Annotated in this window: 24 protein-coding genes and 1 tRNA gene; 6 read left to right on the top strand and 19 right to left on the bottom strand. The window is 70.3% G+C overall.

Annotation, left to right across the window (positions count from 1 at the left end; all coding sequences use genetic code 11):
- Positions 1-53: 53 nt before the first annotated feature.
- Positions 54-127, bottom strand: a tRNA-Met gene (locus tag ACWC1K_RS48965).
- A 41-nt stretch (positions 128-168) separates the two neighbouring features.
- Complete coding sequence (locus ACWC1K_RS48960; RefSeq protein ID WP_450840503.1) at positions 169-3,102, bottom strand: UPF0182 family membrane protein; 2,934 nt, start codon at positions 3,100-3,102, stop codon at positions 169-171.
- Positions 3,103-3,268: 166 nt separating this feature from the next.
- On the opposite strand from ACWC1K_RS48960, the gene ACWC1K_RS48955 reads away from it, so the two are divergent.
- Positions 3,269-3,811: a PPA1309 family protein gene (locus ACWC1K_RS48955; RefSeq protein WP_450840502.1), complete on the top strand. Its 543-nt coding sequence runs from the start codon at positions 3,269-3,271 to the stop codon at positions 3,809-3,811.
- Positions 3,812-3,830: 19 nt separating this feature from the next.
- Here ACWC1K_RS48955 and ACWC1K_RS48950 read toward each other — a convergent pair whose 3' ends face one another.
- The 4 genes from ACWC1K_RS48950 to ACWC1K_RS48935 form a co-directional block, all read right to left on the bottom strand.
- Complete coding sequence (locus ACWC1K_RS48950) at positions 3,831-4,925, bottom strand: YlbL family protein (protein ID WP_450840500.1); 1,095 nt, start codon at positions 4,923-4,925, stop codon at positions 3,831-3,833.
- A 56-nt stretch (positions 4,926-4,981) separates the two neighbouring features.
- Positions 4,982-5,113, bottom strand: coding sequence for a hypothetical protein (locus ACWC1K_RS48945; RefSeq protein WP_398957665.1), 132 nt, complete (start codon positions 5,111-5,113; stop codon positions 4,982-4,984).
- Positions 5,114-5,303: 190 nt separating this feature from the next.
- The gene (locus tag ACWC1K_RS48940; RefSeq protein ID WP_450840498.1) at positions 5,304-5,765 is read right to left on the bottom strand and encodes a molybdenum cofactor biosynthesis protein MoaE; all 462 of its coding nucleotides are present in this window, start codon (positions 5,763-5,765) and stop codon (positions 5,304-5,306) included.
- A gap of 94 nt (positions 5,766-5,859) precedes the next feature.
- Complete coding sequence (locus tag ACWC1K_RS48935; protein ID WP_351474624.1) at positions 5,860-6,972, bottom strand: SDR family oxidoreductase; 1,113 nt, start codon at positions 6,970-6,972, stop codon at positions 5,860-5,862.
- Between the two features lie 193 nt (positions 6,973-7,165).
- On the opposite strand from ACWC1K_RS48935, the gene ACWC1K_RS48930 reads away from it, so the two are divergent.
- Both ACWC1K_RS48930 and ACWC1K_RS48925 read left to right on the top strand, forming a co-directional pair.
- Complete coding sequence (locus ACWC1K_RS48930) at positions 7,166-8,632, top strand: zinc-dependent metalloprotease (RefSeq protein WP_450840496.1); 1,467 nt, start codon at positions 7,166-7,168, stop codon at positions 8,630-8,632.
- Entirely contained in the window at positions 8,629-9,150 is a 522-nt protein-coding gene (locus ACWC1K_RS48925; protein WP_450840494.1) for an NUDIX hydrolase, read from the top strand. Before ACWC1K_RS48930 ends, ACWC1K_RS48925 begins: the two co-directional genes overlap by 4 nt.
- A gap of 61 nt (positions 9,151-9,211) precedes the next feature.
- On the opposite strand, the gene ACWC1K_RS48920 is transcribed toward ACWC1K_RS48925, so the two are convergent.
- From ACWC1K_RS48920 to ACWC1K_RS48905, 4 genes are all read right to left on the bottom strand, one after another.
- Positions 9,212-9,967, bottom strand: a complete 756-nt coding sequence (locus ACWC1K_RS48920) for an AIM24 family protein (RefSeq protein WP_450840492.1) — start codon at positions 9,965-9,967, stop codon at positions 9,212-9,214.
- Positions 9,968-9,985: 18 nt separating this feature from the next.
- Positions 9,986-10,666 (bottom strand): AIM24 family protein, encoded by a 681-nt coding sequence (locus tag ACWC1K_RS48915; protein ID WP_450840490.1) that lies wholly within the window; start codon positions 10,664-10,666, stop codon positions 9,986-9,988.
- Between the two features lie 11 nt (positions 10,667-10,677).
- On the bottom strand, positions 10,678-12,324 hold the full coding sequence (locus ACWC1K_RS48910; RefSeq protein WP_450840488.1) for a TerD family protein: 1,647 nt from the start codon (positions 12,322-12,324) through the stop codon (positions 10,678-10,680).
- A gap of 117 nt (positions 12,325-12,441) precedes the next feature.
- The gene (locus tag ACWC1K_RS48905) at positions 12,442-13,038 is read right to left on the bottom strand and encodes a M48 metallopeptidase family protein (RefSeq protein WP_450840487.1); all 597 of its coding nucleotides are present in this window, start codon (positions 13,036-13,038) and stop codon (positions 12,442-12,444) included.
- Between the two features lie 253 nt (positions 13,039-13,291).
- Here ACWC1K_RS48905 and ACWC1K_RS48900 point away from each other — a divergent pair, with 253 nt between their 5' ends.
- Positions 13,292-14,524 carry a TOMM precursor leader peptide-binding protein gene (locus ACWC1K_RS48900; RefSeq protein WP_450840485.1) on the top strand — a complete coding sequence of 411 codons (1,233 nt, stop codon included), beginning with the start codon at positions 13,292-13,294 and terminating at the stop codon, positions 14,522-14,524.
- Complete coding sequence (locus ACWC1K_RS48895; protein ID WP_450840484.1) at positions 14,517-15,884, top strand: ABC1 kinase family protein; 1,368 nt, start codon at positions 14,517-14,519, stop codon at positions 15,882-15,884. The genes ACWC1K_RS48900 and ACWC1K_RS48895 overlap by 8 nt, the downstream gene beginning before the upstream one ends.
- 68 nt (positions 15,885-15,952) lie before the next feature.
- Here the strand turns inward: ACWC1K_RS48895 and ACWC1K_RS48890 are convergent, their stop codons facing one another.
- The 5 genes from ACWC1K_RS48890 to ACWC1K_RS48870 form a co-directional block, all read right to left on the bottom strand.
- Positions 15,953-16,162, bottom strand: coding sequence for a hypothetical protein (locus ACWC1K_RS48890; protein ID WP_450840482.1), 210 nt, complete (start codon positions 16,160-16,162; stop codon positions 15,953-15,955).
- Positions 16,163-16,297: 135 nt separating this feature from the next.
- On the bottom strand, positions 16,298-16,621 hold the full coding sequence (locus ACWC1K_RS48885) for a hypothetical protein (protein ID WP_450840480.1): 324 nt from the start codon (positions 16,619-16,621) through the stop codon (positions 16,298-16,300).
- Complete coding sequence (locus ACWC1K_RS48880) at positions 16,618-16,986, bottom strand: WhiB family transcriptional regulator (protein ID WP_010984500.1); 369 nt, start codon at positions 16,984-16,986, stop codon at positions 16,618-16,620. The genes ACWC1K_RS48885 and ACWC1K_RS48880 overlap by 4 nt, the downstream gene beginning before the upstream one ends.
- 175 nt (positions 16,987-17,161) lie before the next feature.
- Complete coding sequence (locus tag ACWC1K_RS48875; protein WP_450840478.1) at positions 17,162-17,485, bottom strand: hypothetical protein; 324 nt, start codon at positions 17,483-17,485, stop codon at positions 17,162-17,164.
- A gap of 166 nt (positions 17,486-17,651) precedes the next feature.
- Positions 17,652-19,847, bottom strand: coding sequence for an ATP-dependent DNA helicase UvrD2 (locus ACWC1K_RS48870; RefSeq protein WP_450840476.1), 2,196 nt, complete (start codon positions 19,845-19,847; stop codon positions 17,652-17,654).
- Positions 19,848-20,030: 183 nt separating this feature from the next.
- Here ACWC1K_RS48870 and ACWC1K_RS48865 point away from each other — a divergent pair, with 183 nt between their 5' ends.
- Complete coding sequence (locus ACWC1K_RS48865; RefSeq protein ID WP_266959828.1) at positions 20,031-20,273, top strand: mycoredoxin; 243 nt, start codon at positions 20,031-20,033, stop codon at positions 20,271-20,273.
- A gap of 61 nt (positions 20,274-20,334) precedes the next feature.
- Here the strand turns inward: ACWC1K_RS48865 and ACWC1K_RS48860 are convergent, their stop codons facing one another.
- The 4 genes from ACWC1K_RS48860 to ACWC1K_RS48845 all read right to left on the bottom strand — a co-directional run.
- Positions 20,335-20,529 carry a hypothetical protein gene (locus ACWC1K_RS48860; RefSeq protein ID WP_450840474.1) on the bottom strand — a complete coding sequence of 65 codons (195 nt, stop codon included), beginning with the start codon at positions 20,527-20,529 and terminating at the stop codon, positions 20,335-20,337.
- Positions 20,530-20,542: 13 nt separating this feature from the next.
- Positions 20,543-21,487, bottom strand: coding sequence for an NAD(+) diphosphatase (gene nudC, locus ACWC1K_RS48855; RefSeq protein ID WP_450840473.1), 945 nt, complete (start codon positions 21,485-21,487; stop codon positions 20,543-20,545).
- A 151-nt stretch (positions 21,488-21,638) separates the two neighbouring features.
- The gene (locus ACWC1K_RS48850; protein ID WP_450840471.1) at positions 21,639-23,051 is read right to left on the bottom strand and encodes a dipeptidase; all 1,413 of its coding nucleotides are present in this window, start codon (positions 23,049-23,051) and stop codon (positions 21,639-21,641) included.
- A gap of 10 nt (positions 23,052-23,061) precedes the next feature.
- Positions 23,062-25,168 (bottom strand): PD-(D/E)XK nuclease family protein (locus ACWC1K_RS48845; RefSeq protein WP_450840469.1); only part of this gene is annotated, 2,107 nt, incomplete at its 5' end.

The following is a 25,168-nucleotide window of genomic DNA, read 5'->3' as shown; positions in this document are numbered from 1 at the left end:
TTTCCCCCACCAGTCTGGCCTTTTTTTTTTTTTTGCCGGGCCTTCGACTGCAGTAGCGGGGACAGGATTTGAACCTGCGACCTCTGGGTTATGAGCCCAGCGAGCTACCGAGCTGCTCCACCCCGCGTCGTTGTGTGGCAACCGTACCACGGCGCGGGGTGGACATGATCAGCCGCTGCCGGAGCTGCCGCTCGGGCTCGGACTGCCGCTCGGACCGGGACTGCTGCTCGTGTTGCCGCCGCCACTCGTCCTGCCGGCCTTGGACTGCGCGTCCTCGGCCCGCTTGAGGGCGTCCTGGAGGTCCTTCTGCGCCTGGCCGTAGGCCTGCCAGTCGCCCTTCTTCAGGGCTTCCTGGCCGGCGTCGAAGGCCTTCTGGGCGTCGTTCAGCGCCTGCTGGACCGTCGGGTTGTTCGACGTCGGCGGCGGGGTCGTCCCCGTGTCCGACGGCGGCGGGGTCGAACTCTCCGCCCCGAAGACCTTGTTGAGGGCCTGGTCGAGGGTGTCCTCGAAGGCGGTGTTGCCTCCGTAGGTCACCAACACCTTGCGCAGCAGGGGGTACTTGAGTCCACCACCGCGTACGTAGACCGGCTCCACGTAGAGCAGTCCTCCGTCGAGCGGCACCGTCAGCAGGTTGCCGTACTCGATGTCCGAGTCGCCGCCCTTGAGGAGCTTGATCGCCGCGGCGATGTTCTGTTCGGAGTTGAACTTGCTCTGTACCTGTTTGGGTCCGTCGACGGTCGTGCTCGTCGGCAGTTTCAGGATTCTGATCTTGCCGTAGTCACCGGTGCTCGCATCGGCGTCGACCGCCATGAACGCACTGAGGTTGTCCCGGCCGTTCGGCGTGAAGGTCGTCGTCAGCGAGAACGCCTGCGAGGACTGGCCGGGCATCTTCATGCTCAGGTAGTACGGCGGCACCGCGTTGCCCGACTTGTTCGTCGGGTCGTCCGGCACCTGCCACACCTCGCTGCCGGTGAGGAAGGTCTGCGCGTCCGTCACGTGGTAGCGGCTGAGCAGCTCGCGCTGCACCTTGAACAGGTCCTGCGGGTAACGGAAGTGGGCCTGCAGCTCGGGCGAGATGTCCTGCTTCGGCTTCACCGTGCCCGGGAACGCCTTCATCCACGTCTTCAGGACGGGGTCCGCGGTGTCCCACTGGTAGAGCTTGACCTCGCCGGTGTACGCGTCGACGGTCGCCTTCACCGAGTTGCGGATGTAGTTGACCTGGTTCTGCTGGGCCACCACCGCGCGGTTGGTGTTGGTCGCGGTCAGCGAGTCGGCGGTGGTGTCGCCGAGGGTCGTCCGGGAGGCGTACGGGTATCCGTTGGTCGTCGTGTAGGCGTCGACGATCCACTGGATACGGCCGTGCACCACCGCCGGATAGGCGTCGCCGTCGATGGTCAGCCAGGGCGCCACCGCCTCGACGCGCTCCTTGGGAGTGCGGTTGTACAGGATCCGCGACCCCTTGCCGATCGCCCCGGAGTAGAGCATCTGCGGCTCGTTGAACGCGACCGCGTAGGCGGCCCGGTTGATCGGGTTGGCGAGGTTGACGCCGCTGTTGCCCTTGTAGCTGGTGGTCTTCTCACCGCTGTCGTCGGAGTAGTCGATCTCCTGCTGGGGACCGCCGACGATCGAGTAGGTGGTGGTCTTCTCGCCGTAGTAGATCTGCTGCTTGTACTTCCCGAGGTCGCCCGTGGACGGCAGGTCGGACTCGGTGAAGACGGGCTGGCCGTCCTCGACCTCGGTGCCCTTGGCTGCAACCACTCCGTAGCCGTGGGTGTAGCGGAAGTGGTCGTTGATCCAGTTGTTCTTCGGAATGCCGTTGAGGTTCAGCTCGCGCAGACCGATGACGGTGTCCTGCTCCTTGCCGTCCTTGCTGTAGCGGTCGACGTCCAGATTGTTCGGGAACGCGTAGTAGTTCCTGATCTGTTGGAGCTGCTGGAAGGTCGGCGAGACGATGTTCGGGTCCAGGATGCGGATGCTCGCGGCGTCGTCGACGCCGTCGCGCAGCTTCGTCTTGTCCTTGGTGGTGCTCGTGCCCGAGTAGTCGGTCACCTTGGTGTCGTCGATGCCGTACGCCTCACGCGTCGCCTTGAGGTTCTTCTGGACGTACGGCGCTTCCTTGGCCTGCTCGTTGGGCTGGACCTGGAACTTCTGGACGATCGCGGGGTAGAGCCCGCCGATGAGGATCGCCGAGAGCACCATCAGGCCGAAGCCGATCACGGGCAGCTGCCAGGTGCGGCGCCACAGGGTGGCGAAGAACAGCAGCGCGCAGATGACGGCGATGCAGAACAGGATCGTCTTCGCCGGCAGATAGGCGTTCGCGTCGACGTACCTGAGGCCCGTCCAGTTGTCCGTCGCCTTGAAGTCGCTGGACTTGACCGCGAGGCCGTACCGGTCGAGCCAGTAGGCGACGGCCTTCAGGGCGACGAAGATGCCGAGCAGCACCGAGAGGTGGCCGGTCGCGGCGGCGGTGGCGCGCGCGCCCGGGGAGGTGATCCTGAGACCGCCGTACAGATAGTGGGTGAGCGCGGCGGCGATCAGGGAGAGGATCGCGGCGGCGAAGCCGAAGCCGAGCAGGAAGCGGTACCAGGGCAGGTCGAAGGCGTAGAAGGACACGTCGAGGTGGAACTGCGGGTCCTTCTGGTGGAAGGGCACGCCGTTGACCCACATCAGCCAGGTGCGCCACTGGCTCGACGCCGAGGCGCCGGCGATCAGACCGACCAGGGCGGTGATCCCGAGCAGCAGCCAGGTCTTGTACGGGGCGATGCCCATCCGGTAGCGGTCCAGGCTCTGCTGCTCCATGGACATGGCGCTCAGCGGCGGCCGCAGCCGGTGCGCGAGCCAGATGTTGACCCCGACCGCGAGGGCCATCAGCAGACCGAAGACGAAGAACAGTCCGATCTTGGTCCACAGGGTGGTGGTGAAGACGGACGAGTACTTCACGGAGCGGTACCAGAGCCAGTCCGTCCAGAAGCCCGCGAACATGGTGAACGCCATGCCGAGGACGGCGAGGACGCCCAGTGTCATCAGCAGGGTCCGGACTCGCCGGGACGGGCGGCCCACTCTGATCCGTGGCCCCGTCGGGCCTCCGCCGCGGTCCGGCATCTGGAAAGCCAAGGTGCGCACCTCGAAGTCGCTGTCGGTTCGTCAGGCCCCCGCGTGTTCGTGAGCCCCTCCGTGGCCCCCCGTGATCGCGGGCCCACACCTATGCAACTTACTCACCGTTTACTCGGTTCCCGATTCCGGCCATGAACGAGGCAGGATTGTGACCATGTCCAACACTCCCATGGCAGCGAGCCCCCTCACCCGGGCCGTACTCGAGATCGACGAGTACACCTCCGGCCTCGGCTGGGACCAGCCCGCCCGCCTCTTCGCCCTCGTAGACACCGCTCGGCTGCGGGCCCAGGAGCCCGCACTCGCGGCCCAGCTGGGCCTTGCGGACGAGCCCGACACCACCGGACTCACCCCGGTCGAGCAGGACGAGATCCCGGCCGGCAAGCCGCTGGACGAGTTCCTCGCGACCATCGCCTGGCCCGACGCGGTGGCCGGCTGCGCGCTCACGGTGGAGCGGCTGATGCTGCCGCCCTCGGCCGAGTCCCAGGTCCCCGAGGGGCTGGACGAGGCGGGGCTGGCGAAGTGGGTGGCCGGGCACCCGGACCGTCAGGAGGTCCGGATGACGGTGGCGGTGCTGCGCGACGGTGCCCGTGACTCTGCGCTGCGGCTGCGCGAGAAGGACGCCCCGACAGAGGTCCTCACGGGCTCCGACCTGGTGCCGGGCCTGGCTCAGGCGCTGGCCGCGACCTTCGAGGAGTAGGCCGCCGTAGCCCTTCGGGCTACTTGGTCGTGCACTTCGGCAGGGCGGAGGTCTTTCCGGTGCGGATGTCCTTCAGCGCGCCGAGGGCGTCCTCGATGGTGTTCACCTTGACCAGGGTGAGCCCGCTGGGGGTGTCCTTGGCGGCGGCCTTGCAGTTGTCGGCCGGTGTCAGGAAGTACTGGGCGCCCTTGTCGCGCGCGCCGACCGTCTTCATCTCGATGCCGCCGATCGGGCCGACCTTGCCGCTGTCGTCGATCGTGCCGGTGCCGGCCACGAACCTGCCGCCGGTCAGGTTGCCCGGGGTGAGCTTGTCGTAGATGCCGAGCGCGAACATCAGACCGGCGCTCGGACCGCCGACGTCGGCGAGCTTGATGTCGATGGTGAACGGGAAGGTGTGATCGGTCCCCGCGGAGATCCCGACGATGGCGCGCTTCTTGCCGCTGTCGTCGGAGGTGGTGGTCGTGATCGTGACGTCGCGGGTCGTCGTCGCCGTCGTGTTCTTCTTCTCGGCGGCCTCCTTCTCCTTGGCGGGCACGATCGTGAAGTCGACCTTCTCGCCGGGCTGGTGCTTGGTCACCAGCTTGGCGACGTCGGAGGGCTGCTTCACGGCCGTACCGTCCACGGCCTTGATCACGTCTCCGGCGTGCAGCCGGCCCTGCGCCGGGGAACCCTTGACCACGGTCGAGACGATCACCCAGCTCTTCACCGGGATGCCGAGCTCCTTGAGGGCGGCGACCTTGGCGCTCTCCTGGGACTGGCTGAACTCCTCGGCGTTCTCCTGGGTCGACTGCTCCTCGGTCTTGCCGTCCGGGTAGAGCGTGTCGTGCGGCACGACCTTGCTGTCGTGGGCCAGCCAGCCGTAGACGGCCTCGACGAGGTTCATCTTGTAGTCGGCACTGGTGACCCGCACGGTCGTCATGTTGAGGTGGCCGTCGGCCGCGTAGGTCTTGCGCCCGGAGATCTGCAGCACCGGCTCGCCGTCGTGGTTCCCGAGCGTGTTGACCGTGGGTCCCGGGGACATCTCCGAGTACGGCACGGGAATGAAGACTCCCGCGCACAGGAGCGCGATCAGCATCAGGGTGGAGGCGAGCATCGTCGCGGTGCGGCGTGGCATGCCAAGACAGTACGGGAAGGTCCTGTCAGCGCACCGTCAGCCCCACCTCTGTCATGTCACGTACGGGAGGGCGGCTTCTCCATGGCCTCACGGAAGCGGGCGTACCCGTCGAGCTCGGGCCCGTCCCCGCGGACCTTGCGGGTCCGGTTGGCCCAACTGCCCCACAGACCGGCTCCGATCGCTGCCATGAGCGGAATCAACAACCACAGGAGCGCCCCCATGCCGACCTCCCGACCCCAGTGAGCGACCGCAAGAACTGACTGATCAGCAGATTAACCAGTCACACTGAGAACGCTGACGCCAGGGGTGCGGTTACGCAACCCGGGTGTGGCGGAGGAGGTTCAGCAGGCCCCCACCGCTCAGCAGGCTCCCATCCGCTCAGCAGGCCCCCACCCATTCCTCTGTTCCGTCCGAGAAGGTCTGGTGCTTCCAGATCGGCACCTCGTGCTTGAGATCGTCGATCAGCTTCCGGCAGGCCTCGAAGGCCTCGCCCCGGTGCGGGCACGAGACGGCGACGACCACGGCGAGATCCCCGACGGCCAGGTCACCGATGCGGTGTACGGCCGCCAGGGCCCGCACCGGGTATCCGGCCACGACCTTCTCGGCGATCCGCCGCATCTCGGCCTCGGCACTGGGGTGGCACGAATAGCCGAGCCGGTCGACATCGGCTCCCCCGTCGTGGTTCCGGACGGTGCCCACGAACAGAGCGGTCCCGCCGGCGGCGTCGTCCCCGACGGCCTGGAAGACCTCGTCCAGGGAGAGCGCGGTCTCACGGACGGCGATCAGCTTGATCGGGTCCTGCGCTGTCCGCTCGCCGGGGTGGTCGTTGCTGGGTGCCATGCCTCCATCGTGCCGTACGCCGCCGACAACCCGGAACAGACGTTTCACCCGGCACGCGCGTGTGCGGGCTTGGAGCCTCCTACAAGGTTCGCTCTCAGATCCGGCGGCGGGCCTTGCGGGCCCTGCGCACCACCGCCGCCGCGCCCAGCAGCGCCACCGTGGCACCCGCGGCCCCGGCCGCCGTCGCGTCCTTGCGGCCCAGCCTGCGGCCGGCGACGGTGTGCCTGCCGGAGACCTCCTCCAGGAGCTCCGCGAGCACTTCCTCGTTGGTCCACTGCGGCCGCCAGCCCGCGTCGTGCAGCCGGCTTCCGCTGACCACCCAGGGGTACATCGTGTACGCGAGGTCCCCGGCCGGGGACGGTGTCAGGCCGATCCGGTGCAGCCGGGCCGCCGCACCGAGGGCGACGGCCGACGGCAGTTCCATCCGCCGGATCCCGCTGAGCTCCTCGACCTCCTCCTGTTCCAGCCAGCCGTCGCACCCCACCGTGAGTTCCCCGTCGACCTTCTCCAGGACGGCGTACTCCAGGGCGCTGCACAGGTCCTCGACGTGGCAGAACTGCCAGGCGGGCCGCGACCCGGCGACAACGAGCAGCCGGGGCGACTCGAAGTACCTGGTCAGCGCGGTGTCGGTGCCTCCGACGAGCACCGCGGGCCGTACGACGGTGACATTGAGCCCCGGGTGCGCGCGCGGCGCGCGCCGGGCGAGCCGCTCGATCTCCAGGAGGTCCCCGACGCCGGTGGCCTCGGCCGTGGCCCGCAGCTCCGCGTCCTCGGACAGCGGCAGCTCGTTGTCCGGCAGCGCCCCGTACACCATGGCGGACGTGCACAGCACGACCCGGTGGACACCGGCCGCGGCGGCCGCGGTCAGCACGGTCTGCGTCCCGCGTACGTTGTAGGCCGTACGGGCGGCGGGATCGGTCTCCAGATCCAGGTCGAGCGCCAGGTGCACCACCACGTCGGCGCCCCGCAGCTTGTCCGCGATGGCCGGATCCCGTACGTCCAGGATGTGCCACTGCGCCCCCGCGCACTCGCCGCGCCGCTCGTCGATCGCGATGACCTGCTTGATCTCGTCGGAGGCGACGAGCCGTTCGGTGAGCAGTGCGCCGATGCCGGACGCGGCGCCGGTGACCGCGACGACGGGCCCGCGCGTGGCGGAACTGGTTGACTCGTTTCGCGCTGCGCGAACCTGCGGATCTGGGGAACTCACCGGGCGTCTCCAGCGGTTGTCTTCAGTAAGAACGCGAGTGACGCGTCCGTACCAGGTGGCATCCATCCTGCCGCAGGCCGAGAGTCGGCGAAGCACCGAGGCCCGAACCGCCCATGGTGTCTACGCTGGGTGGTGTTATCGGGCAGCCGTGCCGTCGGAGGAAACCCGGCGGCCTTACCAGCCGAGGAATCCCGTGAGTGACACCCCATTCGGATTCGGCCTTCCGCCGGAGGAGCCGGAAGACGGCGACGAGGGCAAGAAGAAGGACCAGCAGAGCGGTGGTGGTCAGGGACCGGCCAACCCGTTCGGTTTCGGCGGGCTGCCGGGGGCCGGAGGCTTCGGCGGCCCCGGTGCGGACAATCCGCTCGCTGCCATGTTCGGTTCGCTGAACCCCACCGACCTGGGCGCCGCCTTCCAGCAGCTGGGCCAGATGCTCTCGTACGAGGGCGGCCCGGTGAACTGGGAGATGGCCAAGCAGATCGCCCGCCAGACGGTCTCCCAGGGCACCCCTGACGGCACCAAGGACGCGAGTGTCGGCTCAGCCGAGCGCACCGCGGTCGAGGAGGCCGTCCGCCTGGCCGACCTGTGGCTGGACGACGCGACGTCGCTGCCGTCCGGCGCCGGCTCCGCGGTGGCGTGGTCCCGTGCGGAGTGGGTCGAGGCGACGCTGCCCGCGTGGCAGGAGCTCGTCGACCCGGTCGCCGAGCGGGTCGGCGCGGCGATGGGCGATGTCCTGCCGGAGGAGATGCAGGCCATGGCGGGCCCGCTGATCGGCATGATGCGCTCCATGGGCGGCGCGATGTTCGGCACCCAGATCGGGCAGGCCGTCGGGGTGCTCGCGGGTGAGGTCGTCGGTTCCACCGACATCGGCCTGCCGCTCGGGCCGGCCGGCAAGGCCGCGCTGCTGCCGGTGAACATCGAGGCGTTCGGCAAGGACCTGGGCGTGCCGAAGGAGGAGGTGCGGCTGTATCTCGCCCTGCGCGAGGCCGCCCACCAGCGTCTGTTCGCGCATGTGCCGTGGCTGCGTTCGCATCTGTTCGGCGCGGTGGACGGGTATGCGCGCGGGATCAAGGTCGACACGGCCAAGCTGGAGGACGTGGTCGGCCAGTTCGACCCGCAGAACCCGGAGCAGCTGCAGGACGCCCTCCAGCAGGGCATGTTCCAGCCGGAGGACACCCCGGAGCAGAAGGCGGCCCTGGCCCGTCTGGAGACGGCTCTGGCGCTCGTCGAGGGCTGGGTGGACGCGGTGGTGCACGCGGCGGCGAAGCCGCGTCTGTCGTCCGCGGACGCGCTGCGTGAGACCCTGCGCCGCCGCCGTGCCACGGGCGGGCCCGCGGAGCAGACGTTCGCCACGCTGATCGGCCTGGAGCTGCGCCCGCGCCGCCTGCGCGACGCCTCCCGCCTGTGGGCCTCGCTCACGGACGCGCGCGGGGTGGACGGCCGGGACGCCCTGTGGTCGCACCCGGACATGCTGCCGACGGCCTCCGACCTGGACGACCCGGACGGCTTCGTGCACCGCGAACAGCTGGACTTCTCCGAGCTGGACAAGATGCTCGGCGAGGCGGCGGGCGGCGGCTCCGCGGAGAAGCCGAACCTGAAGAAGGACGACGCCTCCCAGGACAACGACAAGGGCGACGACAAGGGCGACGACACCGAGTGAGCCTGTACGACGACGCGGTCCTCGTCCTGAAGGGGTACGAGGACCAGGAAGAGCTGCGCCAGGCGTATCTGGACCACTTGGCGGCCCATCCCGACGGCATGTGGAAGGCCTGTCACGCGGGTCACGTCACGGCGAGCGCCCTGGTGATCGACGCCTCGCGTGAGCGGGTTCTGCTCACTCTGCACAGGAAGCTGCGGATGTGGCTGCAGATGGGCGGCCACTGCGAGCCGGGCGACCCCACCCTGGATGCCGCGGCACTGCGCGAGGCCACCGAGGAGTCCGGGATCGCGGGACTGACGCTGCTTCCGGGCGGCCCGGTGCGGCTGGACCGGCATTCCATTCCGGCGCCTTGCCACTGGCATTTCGACGTCCAGTACGCCGTCCTGGCGCCGTCCGGGGCGGTCCACGAAATCAGCGACGAGTCGCTCGACCTGCGCTGGTTCGCCTACGACGAGGTGGCGGACGTGGCCGACGAGTCGGTCGTACGGCTGCTGCAAGCGACGCGCGCGAGGCTGTGAGCCTCGACGTGTAAGGGGCGCCCGCACTGGCGGGCGCCCCTTACGTTCGTGTTCCGGACGCTCAGCTCCAGACGTTCCCCTGGTTCTGCGCCCGCGCCCCCTGCTGGCCCATCCCGAACTGCGCGGCGAGGCCCTGCCCGATCTGGGCGTTCTGCGGCGGCAGCAGCTCGCTCGGCTGGACGAGCGCGTAGCCGCTGCCCATGAAGCTGAGCTCCCAGCCCTCGCCGGTGTTTCCGCGGCGCCGCCACACACCCGAGGAATGCGTCTGGGCCTGCATCTGGACGCGCAGCCCGGTCGACCAGGCGACGATCGCGTCGGCATCGCAGTTGACGTACTTGTCGGGCGTCACCTGCATCATCAGCGGCGCGCCCGAGGTCATCAGGGCGACCTTGCCGCGGCCGGTGATGTTCAGCTGGTACTTCCCCGAGCCGGAGATGCCGTAGAGGCTGTCGACGGCGATGACCTCGTGGTGCAGCGAGGAGTCCATCGCGAGGACGTAGCTGCTGTCGACGGTCAGGCCGTCCTGCTCCACGTCCACCACATGGATGTGCTGCGCGAGGTTGGCGAAGTAGACCGTGCCCTGCCCGTGGCAGCGCATCAGGCTGAGGCCCTCGCCGGTGTAGGCACGTGCGCGTGCCTGGTTGTTGCTCTGGTACTCGGCGTCGAACTCGACGAGGCCCTGGTAGGCGACCATGGTGCCCTTGCGGGCCAGGATGTCGTCGTGGCCCTCCAGGGTGACGCGCAGCAGCTGCTTGTTCTGCAGGCTGTAGCGCTCCTGGGACTGCGAGTCGTTCAAAGCGAAAAGCGGACTCTGCATGGTGTCTCTGGCTCCCCCTCAGCCCCGGAACCGCAGGCGGTCGGTGCTGTCCTCGCTGGGCTGGACGACGACGATGCCCTGACCGGAGAAGGCCATCTGGTAGGCCTCGCCGCTGCCGCGGCCGATCAGCGACTGCGCCTTGAAGCTGCGCTTGCCCTTCACCTTCAGGTTCGGGGACCAGGCGACGAGCGCGTCCGGGTCGACGTATGTCTCGTCCTCGCCGCCGCCGCAGTCGACGACGATCGGCTTGCCCCGGGAGGTCAGCGCGACCCAGCCCTGCCCGGAGATCTTGGTGTTCCACAGTCCCTGCCCGGCGAACTTCGCCAGCCCCTTGACCCGCTCGACTCCCCAGGTGAGGTGCGCGTCGAACGCGAGCAGGTTGGTGGCGTTGACGGAGATCCCGTCGCCGCCCAGGTTGATGACGACGACGTTCGCCCCGTAGTCGGCGAGGTAGAGCAGTCCGTCGCCGGAGCACTTCATCAGCGGCGCACCCTCGCCGGTGATCCAGTCACGGGCGATCTGGCGCACGGCCGGCGGGTTGGGCTCGTACTGGATGAAGCCCTCGTAGGCGATCATCGAGCCCACGCGCGCGAGGATGTCGTTTCCGGTCTGCATGGCGACCTTCAGCATGTGGTCGCCATGGGTCTCCATACGGGCGGTGACGGGTGCGGGGGCGTAGCCCGCGAGTGGCTGGTTCATGACGGGCTCCCTCAGACCTCGTACGGCTGGACGACGATGAAGTTGCCGGGCGCGCCCCGGAACTGCAGGTTGACGCTCTCGCCGGTGTCGCCCGGATAGGCGTTGCGGCGCATGCGGACCTGGCTGGAGACGATCACCTGGGAGGCTGCCGACCAGGCCACGACGGCGTTGGCGTCGGCGAACGTGGTCGGCGTGACCGGCAGCACCACGGGCGTGCCGTGCGTCTTGACGACGATCGTGCCGGTGCCCTGGAACTGCATCGTGAACAGCGCGCCCCCGGGGATGCCGTGGCCCTCGATGCGGCGGACCTCGTACTGGAGACCCTCGTCGAAGGCGAGGACGCTCTCGGCGGAGACGCAGATCGCGTCGCCCTGGAGCTCGACGGGGTGCAGATAGGTGGCGTTCTCGGCGAGGAAGACCTGGCCCTGGCCGGTGCAGCGCATCAGCTGCATCTCCTGGCCGGTCGCATTGCCCACGATCCGGCCCGCGAATCCGGCGCCCTTGTAGCCGAAGTCGACCTTGCCCTGGTAGAGCACCATGCTGCCCTGCCGGGCGAGCACGGGCTGCCCGCCCATGCCGAGGTCCACACGGATCAGCTTGCTGTTCTGCTGCGTCCAGCGCTGCCCGGTGGGTGTCTCCTTGAACATCTGGAGCGCCGCGCTCACCCCGGCGCCGCCCTGGGGGGCGCCCTGAGGCGCGCCGTAGGGCGCCTGCTGCCCCGGGACCTGCCCGAACGGCGGCTGCTGCTGACCGTAGCCGGGCGGCGGGCCCGGGGCGTACGGGGCCTGCGGAGCCGGGGGCTGGGCGTACCCGGGCGGCGGCGGTGCGCTCTGGCCGTACGGCTGCTGGGGCGGCTGGCCGTAGGGCGCGGGCGCCGGGGCCGGTGGGTGCACCTGGCCGCCGCCGGGCGGGGACATGGGCGCGACGATGGTGGGCGCTGCGTGCACATTCGGCGCGGGTGCGGGCACCGGGGGCGGAGTCGGCGCCGGGGGCGGCGCGAAGCCCTGCGGGGCCGGGGCGGGCGCGGGGGCCGGAGCGGGGGCGGCCGGGGCACCGAAAGCGGGCGGGGCGAAGCTCGGAGCGGCACTGGTCTGGGGCAGCTGCGGAGCAGGCGCCGCAGGTGCCTCCTCCTCCATGACCTCGCCGCCGAAGTTCTTCAGCAGCGCCTCCAGGCCGCCGTCGAAGCCCTGCCCGACGGCCGCGAACCGCCACACGTCCTTGAGGTAGAGGTCGCCCAGCATGACGGCCCGTTCGGTGGAGAACTCCGAGCCGTTGAAGGAGTACCGGGCCACCTCCTCGCCGCCCGCGACGATACGGATGTACCCGGGGGCGATCTGCGACATCTGCCCGGCGCCGTCGAGCGTCGCCGTGAACGACAGCTTCTGGATCTGCGCCGGGATCCGGTCGAGCGTGACCCGGAAGGACTCGGTGTCGCCCGCCTGGGCGCCCAGCAGCTGAATGGACTCCTCGGGAGACTTCGGCTGGTTGAAGAAGACGAAATAGCGGTCGTCCGAGAGCCGTTCGTCGGCGTCAAGACCGAAGCAACTGATGTCGAAGGTCAGTCCGGGGCCGCTGATCTGCACGCCTACATACAGATCGGTGCCCGCGGTGAGGTCACTAATCCTGGCCTTGTGGCCGCGTTGGAATTCCCTGGCCATGCGTAACGACCGTCCCCCATCCCGAATGTGAGTGCGTCGCGCCAGGTTAACGGCTAACTCGGACACCGGATGAAGTCGGTACAGACCCGGTACACAACCACCGCCCCACAGTGGCCGTCACTCCCCGCGCGCCCCCGGCAGGTGCGGCAACCGTTCCGCGGCGACCACCCCTTCGAGGTAACCCCGGGCCCGTTCGGTGCGCGGATACGCCTCCAGGAGCCGCCAGAAACGCGGACCGTGTCCCGGCACCAGCAGATGCGCGAGCTCGTGGAGGAGGACGTAGTCGACGACGTACTCGGGCATGCCCTGCAGCCGGTGCGACAGACGGATACTGCCTTCGGCCGGGGTGCACGAGCCCCAGCGCGTGTTCTGGTTGGTGACCCAGCGCACCGAGGTGGGCCGCGCGCGCCCGTCGAAGTACTGGCCCGACAGCCGCTCCGCCCGCTCGGCCAGCTCGTCGTCACCGAGGACCCGCTTGCTCTCCTGGGCGGCCAGCTTGTCGAGCATGACGGTTACCCAGCGCTGCTCCTCCGCCTCGGACATCCGGGCAGGGATGAGCACGACGGTGCGATCGCCCTCGCGGTACGCGGAGACCGTCCTGCGTCGACGGGAGCTCCTGCGGACCTCGATCGCGCTCGCCCCCGAGCCGCTCGGCGGCTGGCTCGTCGTACTGCGCTGTGGCATTCCGGCGCGGTGCAGTGGGTCGGCGGGCACGCCCCGACGTTACCCGCTGCACACGGGGGAAGTCCCGACTCCCGGACGGTTCCGTCTCGATCCGCCACCAAGCGTTTGATTTATATGACAAATATCCACCGCCTGTGGACAACTTTCGGCACCCATCCGCCCGCCCGGGCATGCTGGTTCCCGCCGGCACAGCCACGACGGACCGTCGACCGACCATCGGCCACCCGCCGACCGGGCTCCACCGGCGGACAGGAATGTTCAACGAGGGCTACGGGGGCCTGTCATGGATGCAATGGTTCCGCTCGCGCCGCTGGTGAAGCCGGCGCTCCGGCGCGGCTGGCGCGATCTCAACACCGTGCAGTTCGGAATGGCGCCGGCGCACGCACTGACCCTGGGACCGGTGGACACGGCAACGGGCAGCTTTCTCGACCTGCTCAACGGCACCCGCGGACTGCCCCTCCTGCGCGAGGAGGGACGCCGTATGGACCTGCCCGACGGCCATGTCGACAAACTGGTGGAGCGGCTGGCACGGGCCGGCCTCCTGGACGACGCAAAGGGCGGCGGGCCGGCCGCCGACGCACTGCGCCGCAAGAAGGACGTCCTCGCCAGGCTGCGCCCGGACCTCGCCTCACTGTCCCTGACCACCACCGAACCGGGCGACGCGATCAGCCGCCTGGCCGCGCGCCGCTCACTGCGGGTGCAGGTACGGGGTGCGGGCCGGGTCGGCTCGGTGCTCGCCTCACTGCTGGCGGGCGCCGGCATCGGAGAGGTCGAGGTGCGGGACGTCGGCCGGGTCGAGGCCGGCGACGTCGCGCCGGGCGGACTGCCCCCCGAGTCCATCGGCGGCCGCAGGGACGAAGCCGCCCGGCAGGCCGTACGCCGCTCCGCCCCGGACCGCCCCCCGCGCCGCAACCACACGGCCCCGCCCCCGGACGGCGAACCCGGCTTCTCCCTGGTGATCCTCGCCCCACGCGACGACGTCGCCGTCCATGCCCCCGCCCCTTCCACCGCCGAACCCCTCATCGCCTCGGGCACGCCGCATCTGTACGCCGGCGTCGTGGAGGCGACCGGCGTCGTCGGACCCCTCGTCCTGCCCGGGGAGACGGGCTGCGCCGGCTGTCTGCACGAGGGCCGCACCGACCGGGATCCGGCCTGGCCCCGGCTGGTCGCGCAGTGGCGCTCCGGCGCCCCCCGCCAGGCGCGGCCCTGCGACCTGACGCTGGCCACGACGGTGGCAGGGCTGGCGGCCGCACATGCGCTCGCGTTCCTGGACGGCCGGGTCCCGACGAGTGCCGGAGCACGCTGGGAGGTGTCCCTGCCCGCTCTGACCTGGCATGCACGACCGGTCTGGGCGCATCCGGCATGCCCCTGCGGGGCGGCGGAGAAAGGTAAGGGAGAACACACCTCCGAGGACGAGGAGTCACACGAGACAATGGGGAGGCAACGGTCGCCGAAGGAGCTGTGCCGTACGGCACAAGCAGCGAGGCCGGCAGGGACCTGGAGGGCGCATGTCTGATCTTCCCCGCAAGGCGGTCACCCGGACCGCCAAGCTGGCCGCGCTCCCGCTCGGCTTCGCCGGACGGGCGACCTGGGGACTGGGCAAGCGGATCGTCGGAGAGTCCGCGGAGATCGTCGGCCGCGAGCTGCAACAGCGCACGGCGGAGCAGCTGTTCAAGGTGCTCGGCGAGCTCAAGGGCGGGGCCATGAAGTTCGGCCAGGCCCTGTCGGTCTTCGAGTCGGCGCTGCCCGAGGAGGTCGCCGGCCCCTACCGTGCGGCGCTGACGAAGCTGCAGGAGGCGGCGCCGCCCATGCCGACCAGCACCGTGCACCGCGTGCTCGGCGAGCGGCTCGGCCAGGACTGGCCCGACCTGTTCCTCGAGTTCGAGGACAAGCCCGCCGCGGCGGCCTCGATCGGGCAGGTCCACCGCGGGGTGTGGCACGACGGCCGCGAGGTGGCGGTCAAGGTGCAGTACCCGGGTGCCGGCGAGGCCCTCCTGTCGGACCTGAACCAGTTGAGCCGTTTCGCCCGCCTGCTGGGCCCACTGATCCCCGGCATGGACATCAAGCCCCTGATCGCGGAACTCAGGGACCGTGTCTCGGAGGAACTGGACTACGGTCTGGAGGCCCAGGCCCAGCAGGCCCACGCCGAGGAGTTCACGGACGATCCGGACGTGGTGGTGCCGGGTGTGGTCCACCAGTGCGACCAGGTTCTGATCACCGAGTGGATCGACGGAATCCCTCTCTCGGAGATCGTCTCGGACGGCACCCGGGAGCAGCGCGACCGGGCCGGCCAGCTCCTGGCCCGCTTCCTCTTCTCCGGCCCGGCCCGCACCAGCCTGCTGCACGCCGACCCGCACCCGGGCAACTTCCGACTACTGCCCGGCGGCCCCGGCGGCGAGGACGACTGGCGTCTGGGCGTACTGGACTTCGGCACGGTCGACCGCCTCCCTGGCGGCCTGCCGGCCCCCATCGGGGACTCCCTGCGCATGACCCTCGACGGCGAGGCGGAGGCCGTCTACGAACTCCTCTGCGCCGAGGGCTTCGTCAAGGATTCAATCGAGCTCGACCCGAGCGCCGTCCTCGACTACCTCCTGCCGATCATCGAACCGGCCCGGGTCGACGAGTTCACCTTCACCCGCGGCTGGATGCGCAGCCAGGCGGCCCGCATCGCCGATCCCCGCTCCCCCGCCTACCAGCTGGGCAAGCAGCTGAACCTGCCACCGGCGTACCTCCTGATACACCGGGTGACGTTGAGCACAATCGGCGTGCTGTGCCAGCTGGGATCGACGGTGCGGCTGCGCGAGGAACTGGAGGAGTGGCTCCCGGGGTTCGCCCTGGAGGATGCCGCTGAGGAGGAGCCGGCCGCGGAGGCTTGATCGGGGCTGCGCGTCCGAGGAGGTTGGGGTGGGGCGGGGGCGGGGGGGAGGCCCCCAGAGGAACGGTCTCACCACCAGGCCGAGTCCAGCCGCCCCTCGATCGCCCTGAGGTTCTCCCGCGAGCAGCGGTCGCAGAAAAACTGGCGGGCGCCGTTTTCCACGGAGCAGGTCCAGGTGGGCTGCGGACCCCCCGCGCGGGCGCCGCAGCGGCCGCACACCAGGGGTTGGGGCTCCGCGGGGGAGCCTGAGTCGTCACTGCCTCCGGGAAGACTCGTCACCCGGTGACCATAACTCCGCGGTGGGCGGATCGCGGGCACAACGCACCGCGGGGGCCGGTCCGTTCGGACGGACCGGCCCCCGCGGGGAGCTACTGCCTCCCGGGGTCGGGAGGCCACCGCTTCAGGTGTGATCGGTTACTGCATGACCGCCATGGCGAGCGCCCGGCGGGCGCGCCGCGAGGCGCGCTCGGCCCGGTGCTGCATCCGGCGGGCGCTCGCCAGGCGCACTGCCTGGCGTTCCTGCTCGGCCTCATGCAGTCGCTCGCGCATATGCGCGCGAGCCAGGGCTTCTTGGAGGAGTTGCATGTCTCGGGTCCTGTTCTGACGCGAGCCCGTCGCGCCTGTGGTGGTGAAATCTTCGATCGCGGAGCCGGCGGGCTCGTTGGTGGACGGCTTCATCGGGGCCTGCTTCTTGGGGTCGTTCGTGAGGGGGCGGTCGATTGTTCCGGTGATGTTCATGCTGTGACCGGGTTCTTGCGCGGGCGGCCACGCGGCCGCTTCCGGGCGACGACGACTCCCTGGACGAACAGCTCGCCACCCCAGACGCCCCAGGGCTCACGCCGCTCCTTGGCGCCGGCGAGGCAGGCCTCGATCAGCGGGCAGGTACGGCAGAGGGACTTGGCGTACTCGACGTCGGCCGGCGACTCGGCGAAGAAGACCTCCGGGTCGTAGGAGCGGCAGGGGACGGGTACGCCGAGGTTCTCGATGGCGTCGTCGAGCGCGGTGAGCGCAGTGAGCGGGATCAAGGTGGAGTCCTCCGTGAGGCCGGGCGGGGGGATCGTTTCGGAAGGCGGTACGGACGGGGCGTGCGCTTCGAGTTGCACGGTTCGTCTTCCTCGTCTGGTCGTTCCGGTCCTGTTGGACCGGGTGGCGGCTGGTACCGGGTTCAGCTCTTGTCCCGAGGCCCCTTCGCTCCGTCGTCCCCGTTCGGGGAAAACAGAAGGGCCGCGGATCCCGGATGGGGTTCCGCGGCCCTGAAGGCGCCGGCCTGATCGACGATCAGGCTGGATCACTCCAGGGTTCTGGCCCACGGAAGGCCCACATCAGGTGGTGCTGCGTCGTCTGCTTCCGGCTGCCGGCACCGGCCGCCGTAAAGGCATAGGCCTGCGCCTGTGCCACTACTGCTTCCAGTGCCTTGGTCGGTCGCTCATTGCGCTCACGGATAGGAAGAACCGCGAGAGAAACGGGGGCGGACGCCAGGCGACCGGCACGAATGCCGGACAGACCGGTGCCCTGGTTCGAGGCGCCGAGCATGCACGTGGAGACGACCGAGCGATCGGTCAGTTTGGCGGTGCTGATGGAGCGGGTGCTGATGCTGATCACTTCAATCGCCTCCTCTCGGCGTCTCGGGGGACTGGGGGTGAGCCAGTCCGACGGATATGCAAGTAGAGCACGGAATCGGGGCCTTCGAGAAGGCCTCCGTCCCCGTGGATAAGAACCTATGGGGATTGCTGGGGCATGCGCAAACTATTTTTTCGACGAGTTTGAATCAGTCCCCTTCGTCCTGTTCTCCGGGTTCGCGGCCTGCGCAGAGGGCCAGGACGTCGGCGCCGTAGCGGTTGAGCTTGCGTACGCCGACGCCGGGGATCCGCGCCAGTTCGCCCTCCTCGTCGGGGGCGGCCTCGGCGATGGCCATCAGCGTCTTGTCGGTGAAGATGCAGAAGGCGGGCTGTCCGCTGCGCTGCGCCTGGTCCGCGCGCCATTCGCGCAGTCGCTCGTAGAGGCCCTCGTCCATGTCGGTGGGGCAGTCCTCGCAGCGCATCAGTTTCATCTCGCCGGCGTCGGTGAGGGTGCGCCCGCAGACCCGGCAGCGCGCCGGGGTGCGCTGGGTGCGGCGGGGTACGGCGTCCGGTCTACGGGTGAAGCCGGGCTCGACTCCTCCCGCGCCGCTCGCCGCGGTGCGGCCGGCGGTGGCGTTGGAGCCCGGTCGCAGGCCGTCCAGGAAGCGGCTGGGACGGCGGTTGGGGCGGCCGCCGGGTGAGCGGGACAGTGACCAGGAGACGTGGAGGTGTTCCCGGGCCCGGGTGACGCCGACGTAGAGGAGGCGGCGTTCCTCCTCGATCTGCTCGTCGGTCTTGGCGTAGGTGATCGGCATCATGCCCTCGGCGACGCCGACCAGGAAGACGACGTCCCACTCGAGGCCCTTCGCGGAGTGCAGGGAGGCCAGGGTGACGCCCTGGACGGTGGGGGCATGCTGGGCGCTCGCCCGCTCGTCGAGTTCGGCGACGAGGTCGCCGAGAGTGGCGGCGGGTTTGGCGGCGGCGAAGTCGTGCGCGAGGTTCACGAGGGCGGCGAGGGACTCCCAGCGTTCTCGGACCGCGCCGGAGCCTGCTGGGGGCTGAGGGGTCCAGCCTTCCCCGGAGAGCACGGCGCGGACCTGGGAGGGCAGGTCGACGGCGTCGTCGAGGAGGGAGTCGTTGCCGCCGAAGCGTGCCGCGCCGCGCAGGGCGATGCCCGCCTTGCGTACCTCGGGGCGGTCGAAGAACCGCTCGGCGCCGCGCAGTTGGTAGGGGATTCCGGCGTCGGCGAGGGCCTGTTCGTAGGTTTCGGACTGGGAGTTCGTCCGGAACAGGATGGCGATTTCGCCGGCGGGGACGCCGGCGTCCATGAGTTCGCGGATGCGGCGGGCGGCGCCTTCGGCTTCGGCGGGTTCGTCGGTGTACTCGGTGTAGCCGGGTTCGGGGCCCGGGTCGCGTTGTGAGATCAGTTCGAGGCGGTGGTCGGCCGCGCGGCCTCGGGCCTGGGCGAGGAGGCCGTTGGCGAGGTGGACGACCTGGGGGGTGGAGCGGTAGTCGCGGACGAGTTTGACGACGGTGGCTCCGGGGTGGCGGGTGCGGAAGTCGAGGAGGTGGTCGGGGGTCGCTCCGGTGAATGAGTAGATCGTCTGGCTGGCGTCGCCCACGACGCACAGGTTGTCCCGTTCGCCGAGCCACAGTTCGAGCAGGCGCTGCTGGAGGGGGCTGACGTCCTGGTACTCGTCGACGACGAAGTGCTGGTACTGGGAGCGGACCTGGTCGGCGATGTCGTGGCGGTCCTGGAGGATGGCGACGGTGAGCAGCAGGACGTCCTCGAAGTCGATGACGGAGCGGTCCCGTTTGAGGTCTTCGTAGACGGAGTAGAGCTGGGCGATCTCGGCCGGGTCGCGGGGGGTGTCGCGGCCGGCCTTGGCGGCGGCGGGGGCGTAGTCGGCGGGGACGGTCTGGGTGACCTTGGACCATTCGATTTCGGCGGTGACGTCCCGCAGTTCGCCGCGGTCGAGGCGGATGCGGCAGGCGGCGGCCGCGTCGGCGACGAGTTGGATCTTGCGGTCGACGAGCCGGGGCATGGCGCCGCCGACTGCTTTCGGCCAGAAGTACTGGAGCTGGCGCAGGGCGGCCGAGTGGAAGGTGCGGGCCTGGACTCCGGCGGCGCCGAGGTGGCGCAGCCGGCCGCGCATCTCGCCGGCGGCGCGGTTGGTGAAGGTGACGGCGAGCACGCTGGAGGGCTGGAGGATTCCGGCGCGGACTCCGTAGGCGATGCGGTGGGTGATCGCGCGGGTCTTGCCGGTTCCGGCGCCGGCCAGGACGCACACCGGTCCGCGCAGGGCGGTGGCCACCTCGCGCTGCTCGGGGTCGAGCCCTTCGAGCACGGCGTCGGGTGTGGCCGGTACCTGCGGGAAGAGCGTGGAGTGCGTTGCTGCTGTCACATGGCCATGCTGCCAGGTCGGCGGAGGCGGGTGCGGTGGTTGTCCACAGGCAGGTACCTGCAGTCGTACTAATGCGGCAGGCGTCACGTCCGGTGCGGTACCGCGTGCGGGAATGGTGGCTGTTTCAAGTACGTTCCATGACTGCGACCAAGCATCCCCGAGCAGCTGAGGAGCGCGAGAGACATGCTGGGCACTGTGACGATGTACAGCACCACGTGGTGTGGCTACTGCCGTCGGCTGAAGAGCCAGATGGACCGTGAGGGCATCGCGTACAACGAGATCAACATCGAGCAGGACCCGGATTCCGCGGCGTTCGTGGAGAAGGCGAATGGCGGAAACCAGACGGTGCCGACGGTGCTGTTCCCGGATGGTTCGACGCTGACGAATCCGTCGCTGGCGCAGGTGAAGCAGAAGATCGGCGCGTAGGCGCTGCACGGTTTTGTTCGGAGGGCGGTTCCTGGGGGGTTCAGGAACCGCCCTCTTGTGGTTAGTCCCAGTGCATGGCCAAGTCCTTGACGGGCATCCCGGCCGGGCCTCGTTTGCCATCAGTCGGCTGTGCCGGCTTGCGTGCGAGCAGCCCGTCGCCGCATCCGACGTCCACGGCCGTCCGGCAGCCGTCGGGGACGGCTGCGAGGACGACGGGGCGGTAGTGGACGCTGTGGTTCCGGTACGGGTCTGTCATCGCGGCGTCGGGCTCAGACGAAGCTCCTCGTCGGCAGGGGCTTGCCGTACCACATCTCGATCAGGCGGGCGGCGATGGAGATGCCGTAGGGAGGCAGTACCTCGCCGGCTTCGAAGGCGGCGCCCAGTTCGTCCCGGGAGAACCAGCGGGCTTCGTGGATCTCGTCGCCGTCGACGTTGATGTCGGTGGAGGTGGCGCGGGCCATGAAGCCGAGCATGAGGCTGGAGGGGAAGGGCCAGGGCTGGCTGGCGACGTACTCCACCGCGCCGACGGTGATGCCGGCCTCCTCGAAGACCTCGCGTCGTACGGACTGTTCGATGGACTCGCCGGGTTCGACGAAGCCGGCGAGCGTGGAGAAGCGGCCTTCGGGCCAGTGGACCTGGCGGCCGAGCAGGATGCGGTCCTCCTCGTCGGTGACGGCCATGATCACGGCGGGGTCGGTGCGTGGGTAGTGCTCGGCGCCGCAGGCGGAGCAGCGGCGGATGTGGCCGGCGGCGGCGATGACGGTGCGTTCGCCGCAGCGGGAGCAGAAGCGGTGGGTGCGCTGCCAGTTCTCCAGGCCGACCGCGTGCACCATCAGGCCCGTGTCGCGGGGGGACAGCAGGAGGCCGGCCTCGCGCAGGCCCGCGGGGCGTGCGGACTGGTCGATGCGGCCGGGCAGTGCGTCCTTCTGGAGGGCGAAGTAGCTGACGCCTTCCTCGTCGGTGCCCAGGAAGTAGCGGTGGGCCTCGGTCAGGGGCGCTTCGAAGGAGGGGGTCATGACGAGTTCGGTGCGGCCGTCGGCCGTCTCGTCGATGAGGACCTGACCGCCGGAGACGACGAAGCAGCGGGTCGTGGGGTGGCTCCATGCCGCCGCGAGCCAGGCCTCGTCGAGGCGGTGGTGGGCGGCGCGGTCGATGCCGCTGGGCGCGGTGAGGGAGATGGGGCGGTCGGCGGTGTGGTCGGTCCAGGTGGTCACGGGTGCTTCCAACTCCCCCAGTGGAACGGATTGTTTCGGCGGGCGGTACGGCGGTACGGACGACGGGAGGCGAACGGATCCGGCGGAGCTGGGCGGGGCGGCCCTTTCAGTGTGCCCCGCACGGCGTGCCGCTCCGGACGGCGCGGCACGCTCAGGGTGCATGGCGCCAGGTGTCGGCGAGGTCGGTCCACAGGTATGCGCTGGTCTCGACGCCTTTGAGGAGCAGGTCGAGCTCGACTTTCTCGTTCGGTGCGTGCCAGCCGTCGGAGGGGACGGAGATGCCCAGGAAGAGCACGGGTGCCCCGAGGACTTCCTGGAGGTCGGCGGCGGGTCCTGAGCCGCCCTCGCGGGTGAAGCGGACGGGCTTGTCGAAGGCGCGGCCCATCGCGCGGGCGACGGACTGCAGCGCGGGGTGGTCCAGCGGTGTCAGGCACGGGCGGGTGGCCGCGGCGAACGTGATCTCGTACCGGATCCCGGCGGGCATCTGTTCGGCGGCCCATGCGCGGACGGCCTTCTCGATGTGGTCGGGGTCCTGGCCCGCGACCAGGCGGAAGGAGAGCTTCACCATGGCCGTGGACGGGATGATCGTCTTGCTGCCGGGGCCCTGGTAGCCGCCGCCGATGCCGTTGACCTCGGCGGTGGGGCGGGCCCAGATGCGCTCCAGGGTGGTGTGTCCGGCCTCGCCGTGGGTGGCGTACGACTTGGCGGTGCGCAGCCACTGCTGCTCGTCGAAGGGCAGTTCGGCGAAGAGTTCGCGCTCGCGGTCGGTGAGTTCGACGATGCCGTCGTAGAAGCCGGGGATCGCCACGCGCGCGTGTTCGTCGTGCAGGGCGGCGACCAGGCGGGCGGCGGCGGTGGCCGGGTTGGGGACGGCGCCGCCGAAGGAGCCGGAGTGGATGTCCTGGTCGGGGCCAAAGAAGTGGATCTCGCACTCGGCGAGGCCGCGCATGCCGGTGCACACGGTGGGGGTGTCCTCGGACCACATGCCGGTGTCGGAGACGATCACGGCGTCGGCGGCGAGCCGGCCGGCGTGCTGTTCGACGAGGCTGCGGAAGTGGGGGGAGCCGGACTCCTCCTCGCCCTCGATCAACAGCTTCAGGTGCACCGCTGGGGCGGTGCGGCCGGTGGTGGCGAGGTGGGCGCGGACGCCGAGTGTGTGGAAGAACACCTGCCCCTTGTCGTCGGCCGCCCCGCGCGCGTGGAGACGGTTCTCTCGGACGACGGGTTCGAAGGGGTCGCTGTCCCAGCCGTCCTCGCGGGTGGCGGGCTGCACGTCGTGGTGGCCGTAGACGAGGACGGTGGGTGCAGCGGGGTCGCTGGCGGGCCACTCGGCGAAGACGGCCGGGGCGCCCGGTGTCTCCCAGACCTCTGCGGTCGTGAAGCCGGTGTCCTTGAGTTTGGCGGCGAGCCAGTCTGCGCTGCGTCGTACATCGGGTGCGTGGTCGGGCTGGGCCGACACGGACGGGATGCGCAGCCACTCGGCGAGGTCGTCGAGGAAGGCGGCGCGGTGCTGCTCGATGTACGTACGGACGGCGCTGACGGCACTGTCAACGGGCTGGCTCATGGTCACGAGCCTATCGGCCCGCACCGACATCCTCGGTGGGCGGTTCCTCACAGTTTGCTTGTGCGGCCGGCTCGTCCAGCAGCAGCCGCTCCAGTGCGGACCTGTCCGGCAGGCCGTCCGGTCGTACAACCTCACCAGTGCGTACGTACAGGAAGGCGGCGTCGACGGACTCCAGGGGCACGCCTTGCTGCTCGGCCCAGGCGAGCCGGTACAGGGCGAGCTGGAGGGGGTCGGCGGTGCGCGAGCGGCTGGTCTTCCAGTCGACGATCTCGTACGTCGTCCTGTCGCCGTCGTCTTCCTTGTAGACGGCGTCGATGCGGCCCCGGACCACACGGCCGGCGATGGCCAGCTGGAAGGGCGCCTCGACGCGGTGGGGTGTGCGGTGGGCGTACTCGGTGCGTTCGAAGGCTTCCTTGAGGGCTTCCAGGTCGCGTTCGTCGGCGATCTCGGTCTCGCTGCCGGGCAGTTCTTCCGGCTCCAGCATGGGGAGGGTCAGTTCTTCGAAGCGGGCCTCGACCCAGGCGTGGAAGCGGGTGCCCCTGCGTGCGGCGGGTTGTGGGGGGCGTGGCATGGGGCGGGCGAGTTCCTGCGCGAATCCGTCCGGGTCGGTGGCCAGGCGCAGCACCTGGGAAGCGGTGAGGGACGCGGGGAGGGGGACGTCCGTGACGGCCTGCCGGGCGCGCAGGAGTTCGCCGGTGAGGGCGTCGAGGTCGCGGTCCCAGGAGGCGAGGGTGCGGGCCTCCTCCGGGGTGAGGCGGGTGGGGGCGGCGGCGCGGGGGCCCTCGGCAGCGGATTTCCGTGGGGCGGGGTGCGGGTGTGCGCCCTGGTTCCCGGTTCCCTCCGGAGCAGCCGCCTGGTGCGGGACGGTCGGGCGGTCCGTGGACCAGGCGTCCCAGTCGGCCGGGTTCTCCTGAGCGAACGGATCCTCCTCTTCGTACGGCAGGTCCTCGTCGTCCGGCGGCGGGGGCCACTCCGGGTCGTCGTGGCTGTCCGGGTCGTGCGTGGCGGCGCCGCCCTCGTGAGTGGCGAGCTCCTCCAGGTGGGCGAGGACCGTTTCGGCGGCCGCCCGGCGCCGGGCCAGGGACGCCTCGTCCAGGGGCAGCGGCCACACCTGGTCGGCGGTCGCCGTGTGCAGGGCCGGGTTCTCCTCGCCCTCGGCGGGTTCGTCCGCCCACGCCTCGATCTCGCCGTGTCCGGCGACGCAGTGGTCGTGGAGGGCGCGCAGGAAGTCGGACGGGCCGCGGGGCTTCTTCTGGGTGGGGCCCCACCAGTGGCCGGAGCCGAGGAGAAGGGAGCGGGGGCGGGTGAAGGTGACGTAGCCGAGGCGGAGTTCCTCGGTGTGCTGGTGTTCCTTCATGGCCTCCTGGAAGGCCTTGAGGCCCCGGGAGTCCCAGGCGTCGACGTCGGGCAGGGTGTCGGCGTCGCCGCGTAGTTCGTGCGGCAGGACCTTGCCCTGGGCGGTCCACTTCTCGCGGCCCTGGGTGCTGGGGAAGGTGCCGGTGACCAGGCCGGGGACGGCGACGACGTCCCACTCCAGGCCCTTGGACTTGTGGGCGGTGAGGACCTTCACGGTGTTCTCGCCGCCCGGGAGGGCGTTGTCGAGGCCCTTCTCGTACTGGGCGGCGGTGCGCAGGAAGCCCAGGAAGGCGAGCAGGGTGGCCTCGCCGTCGCCGGCGGCGAAGGAGGCGGCGATGTCCAGGAAGTTGGAGAGGGTCTCGCGGCGGCGGGCGGCCAGGGCGTGCGGGGACGCCGAGAGCTCCACCTCCAGGCCGGTCACGGCGAGGACGCGGTGCAGGACGTCCATGAGCGGGTCGGCCAGCGAGCGGCGCAGGTCGCGCAGTTCGGCGGCCAGGCGGGCGAACCGCACGCGCGCGTCCGGGGAGAAGGGCAGCCCGTCGTCCTCCTGTTCGGCGTCGAGCGGCATCTCCAGGAAGGTGTCGAGGGCGTCCGCGAGCGAGGTCACCTCGGAGGGGTCGACGCCTTCGACGGCCTCGGCGAGCCGTCGGTCGCGGTCGTCCTGGTCGCCCACGCGCGGGGGGGGCGCGGGGCCGGGGCGGCGGGCGCCCGGGCTGGCGGGGTGGGGGGGGCGGCGCCCCCCCCGGGGCGGCCCGTGTTGG

Source organism: Streptomyces sp. NPDC001492, from assembly GCF_053597275.1.
Note: the sequence above shows the minus strand (reverse complement) of the source record. Positions and strands in the feature narration are given on the sequence as shown.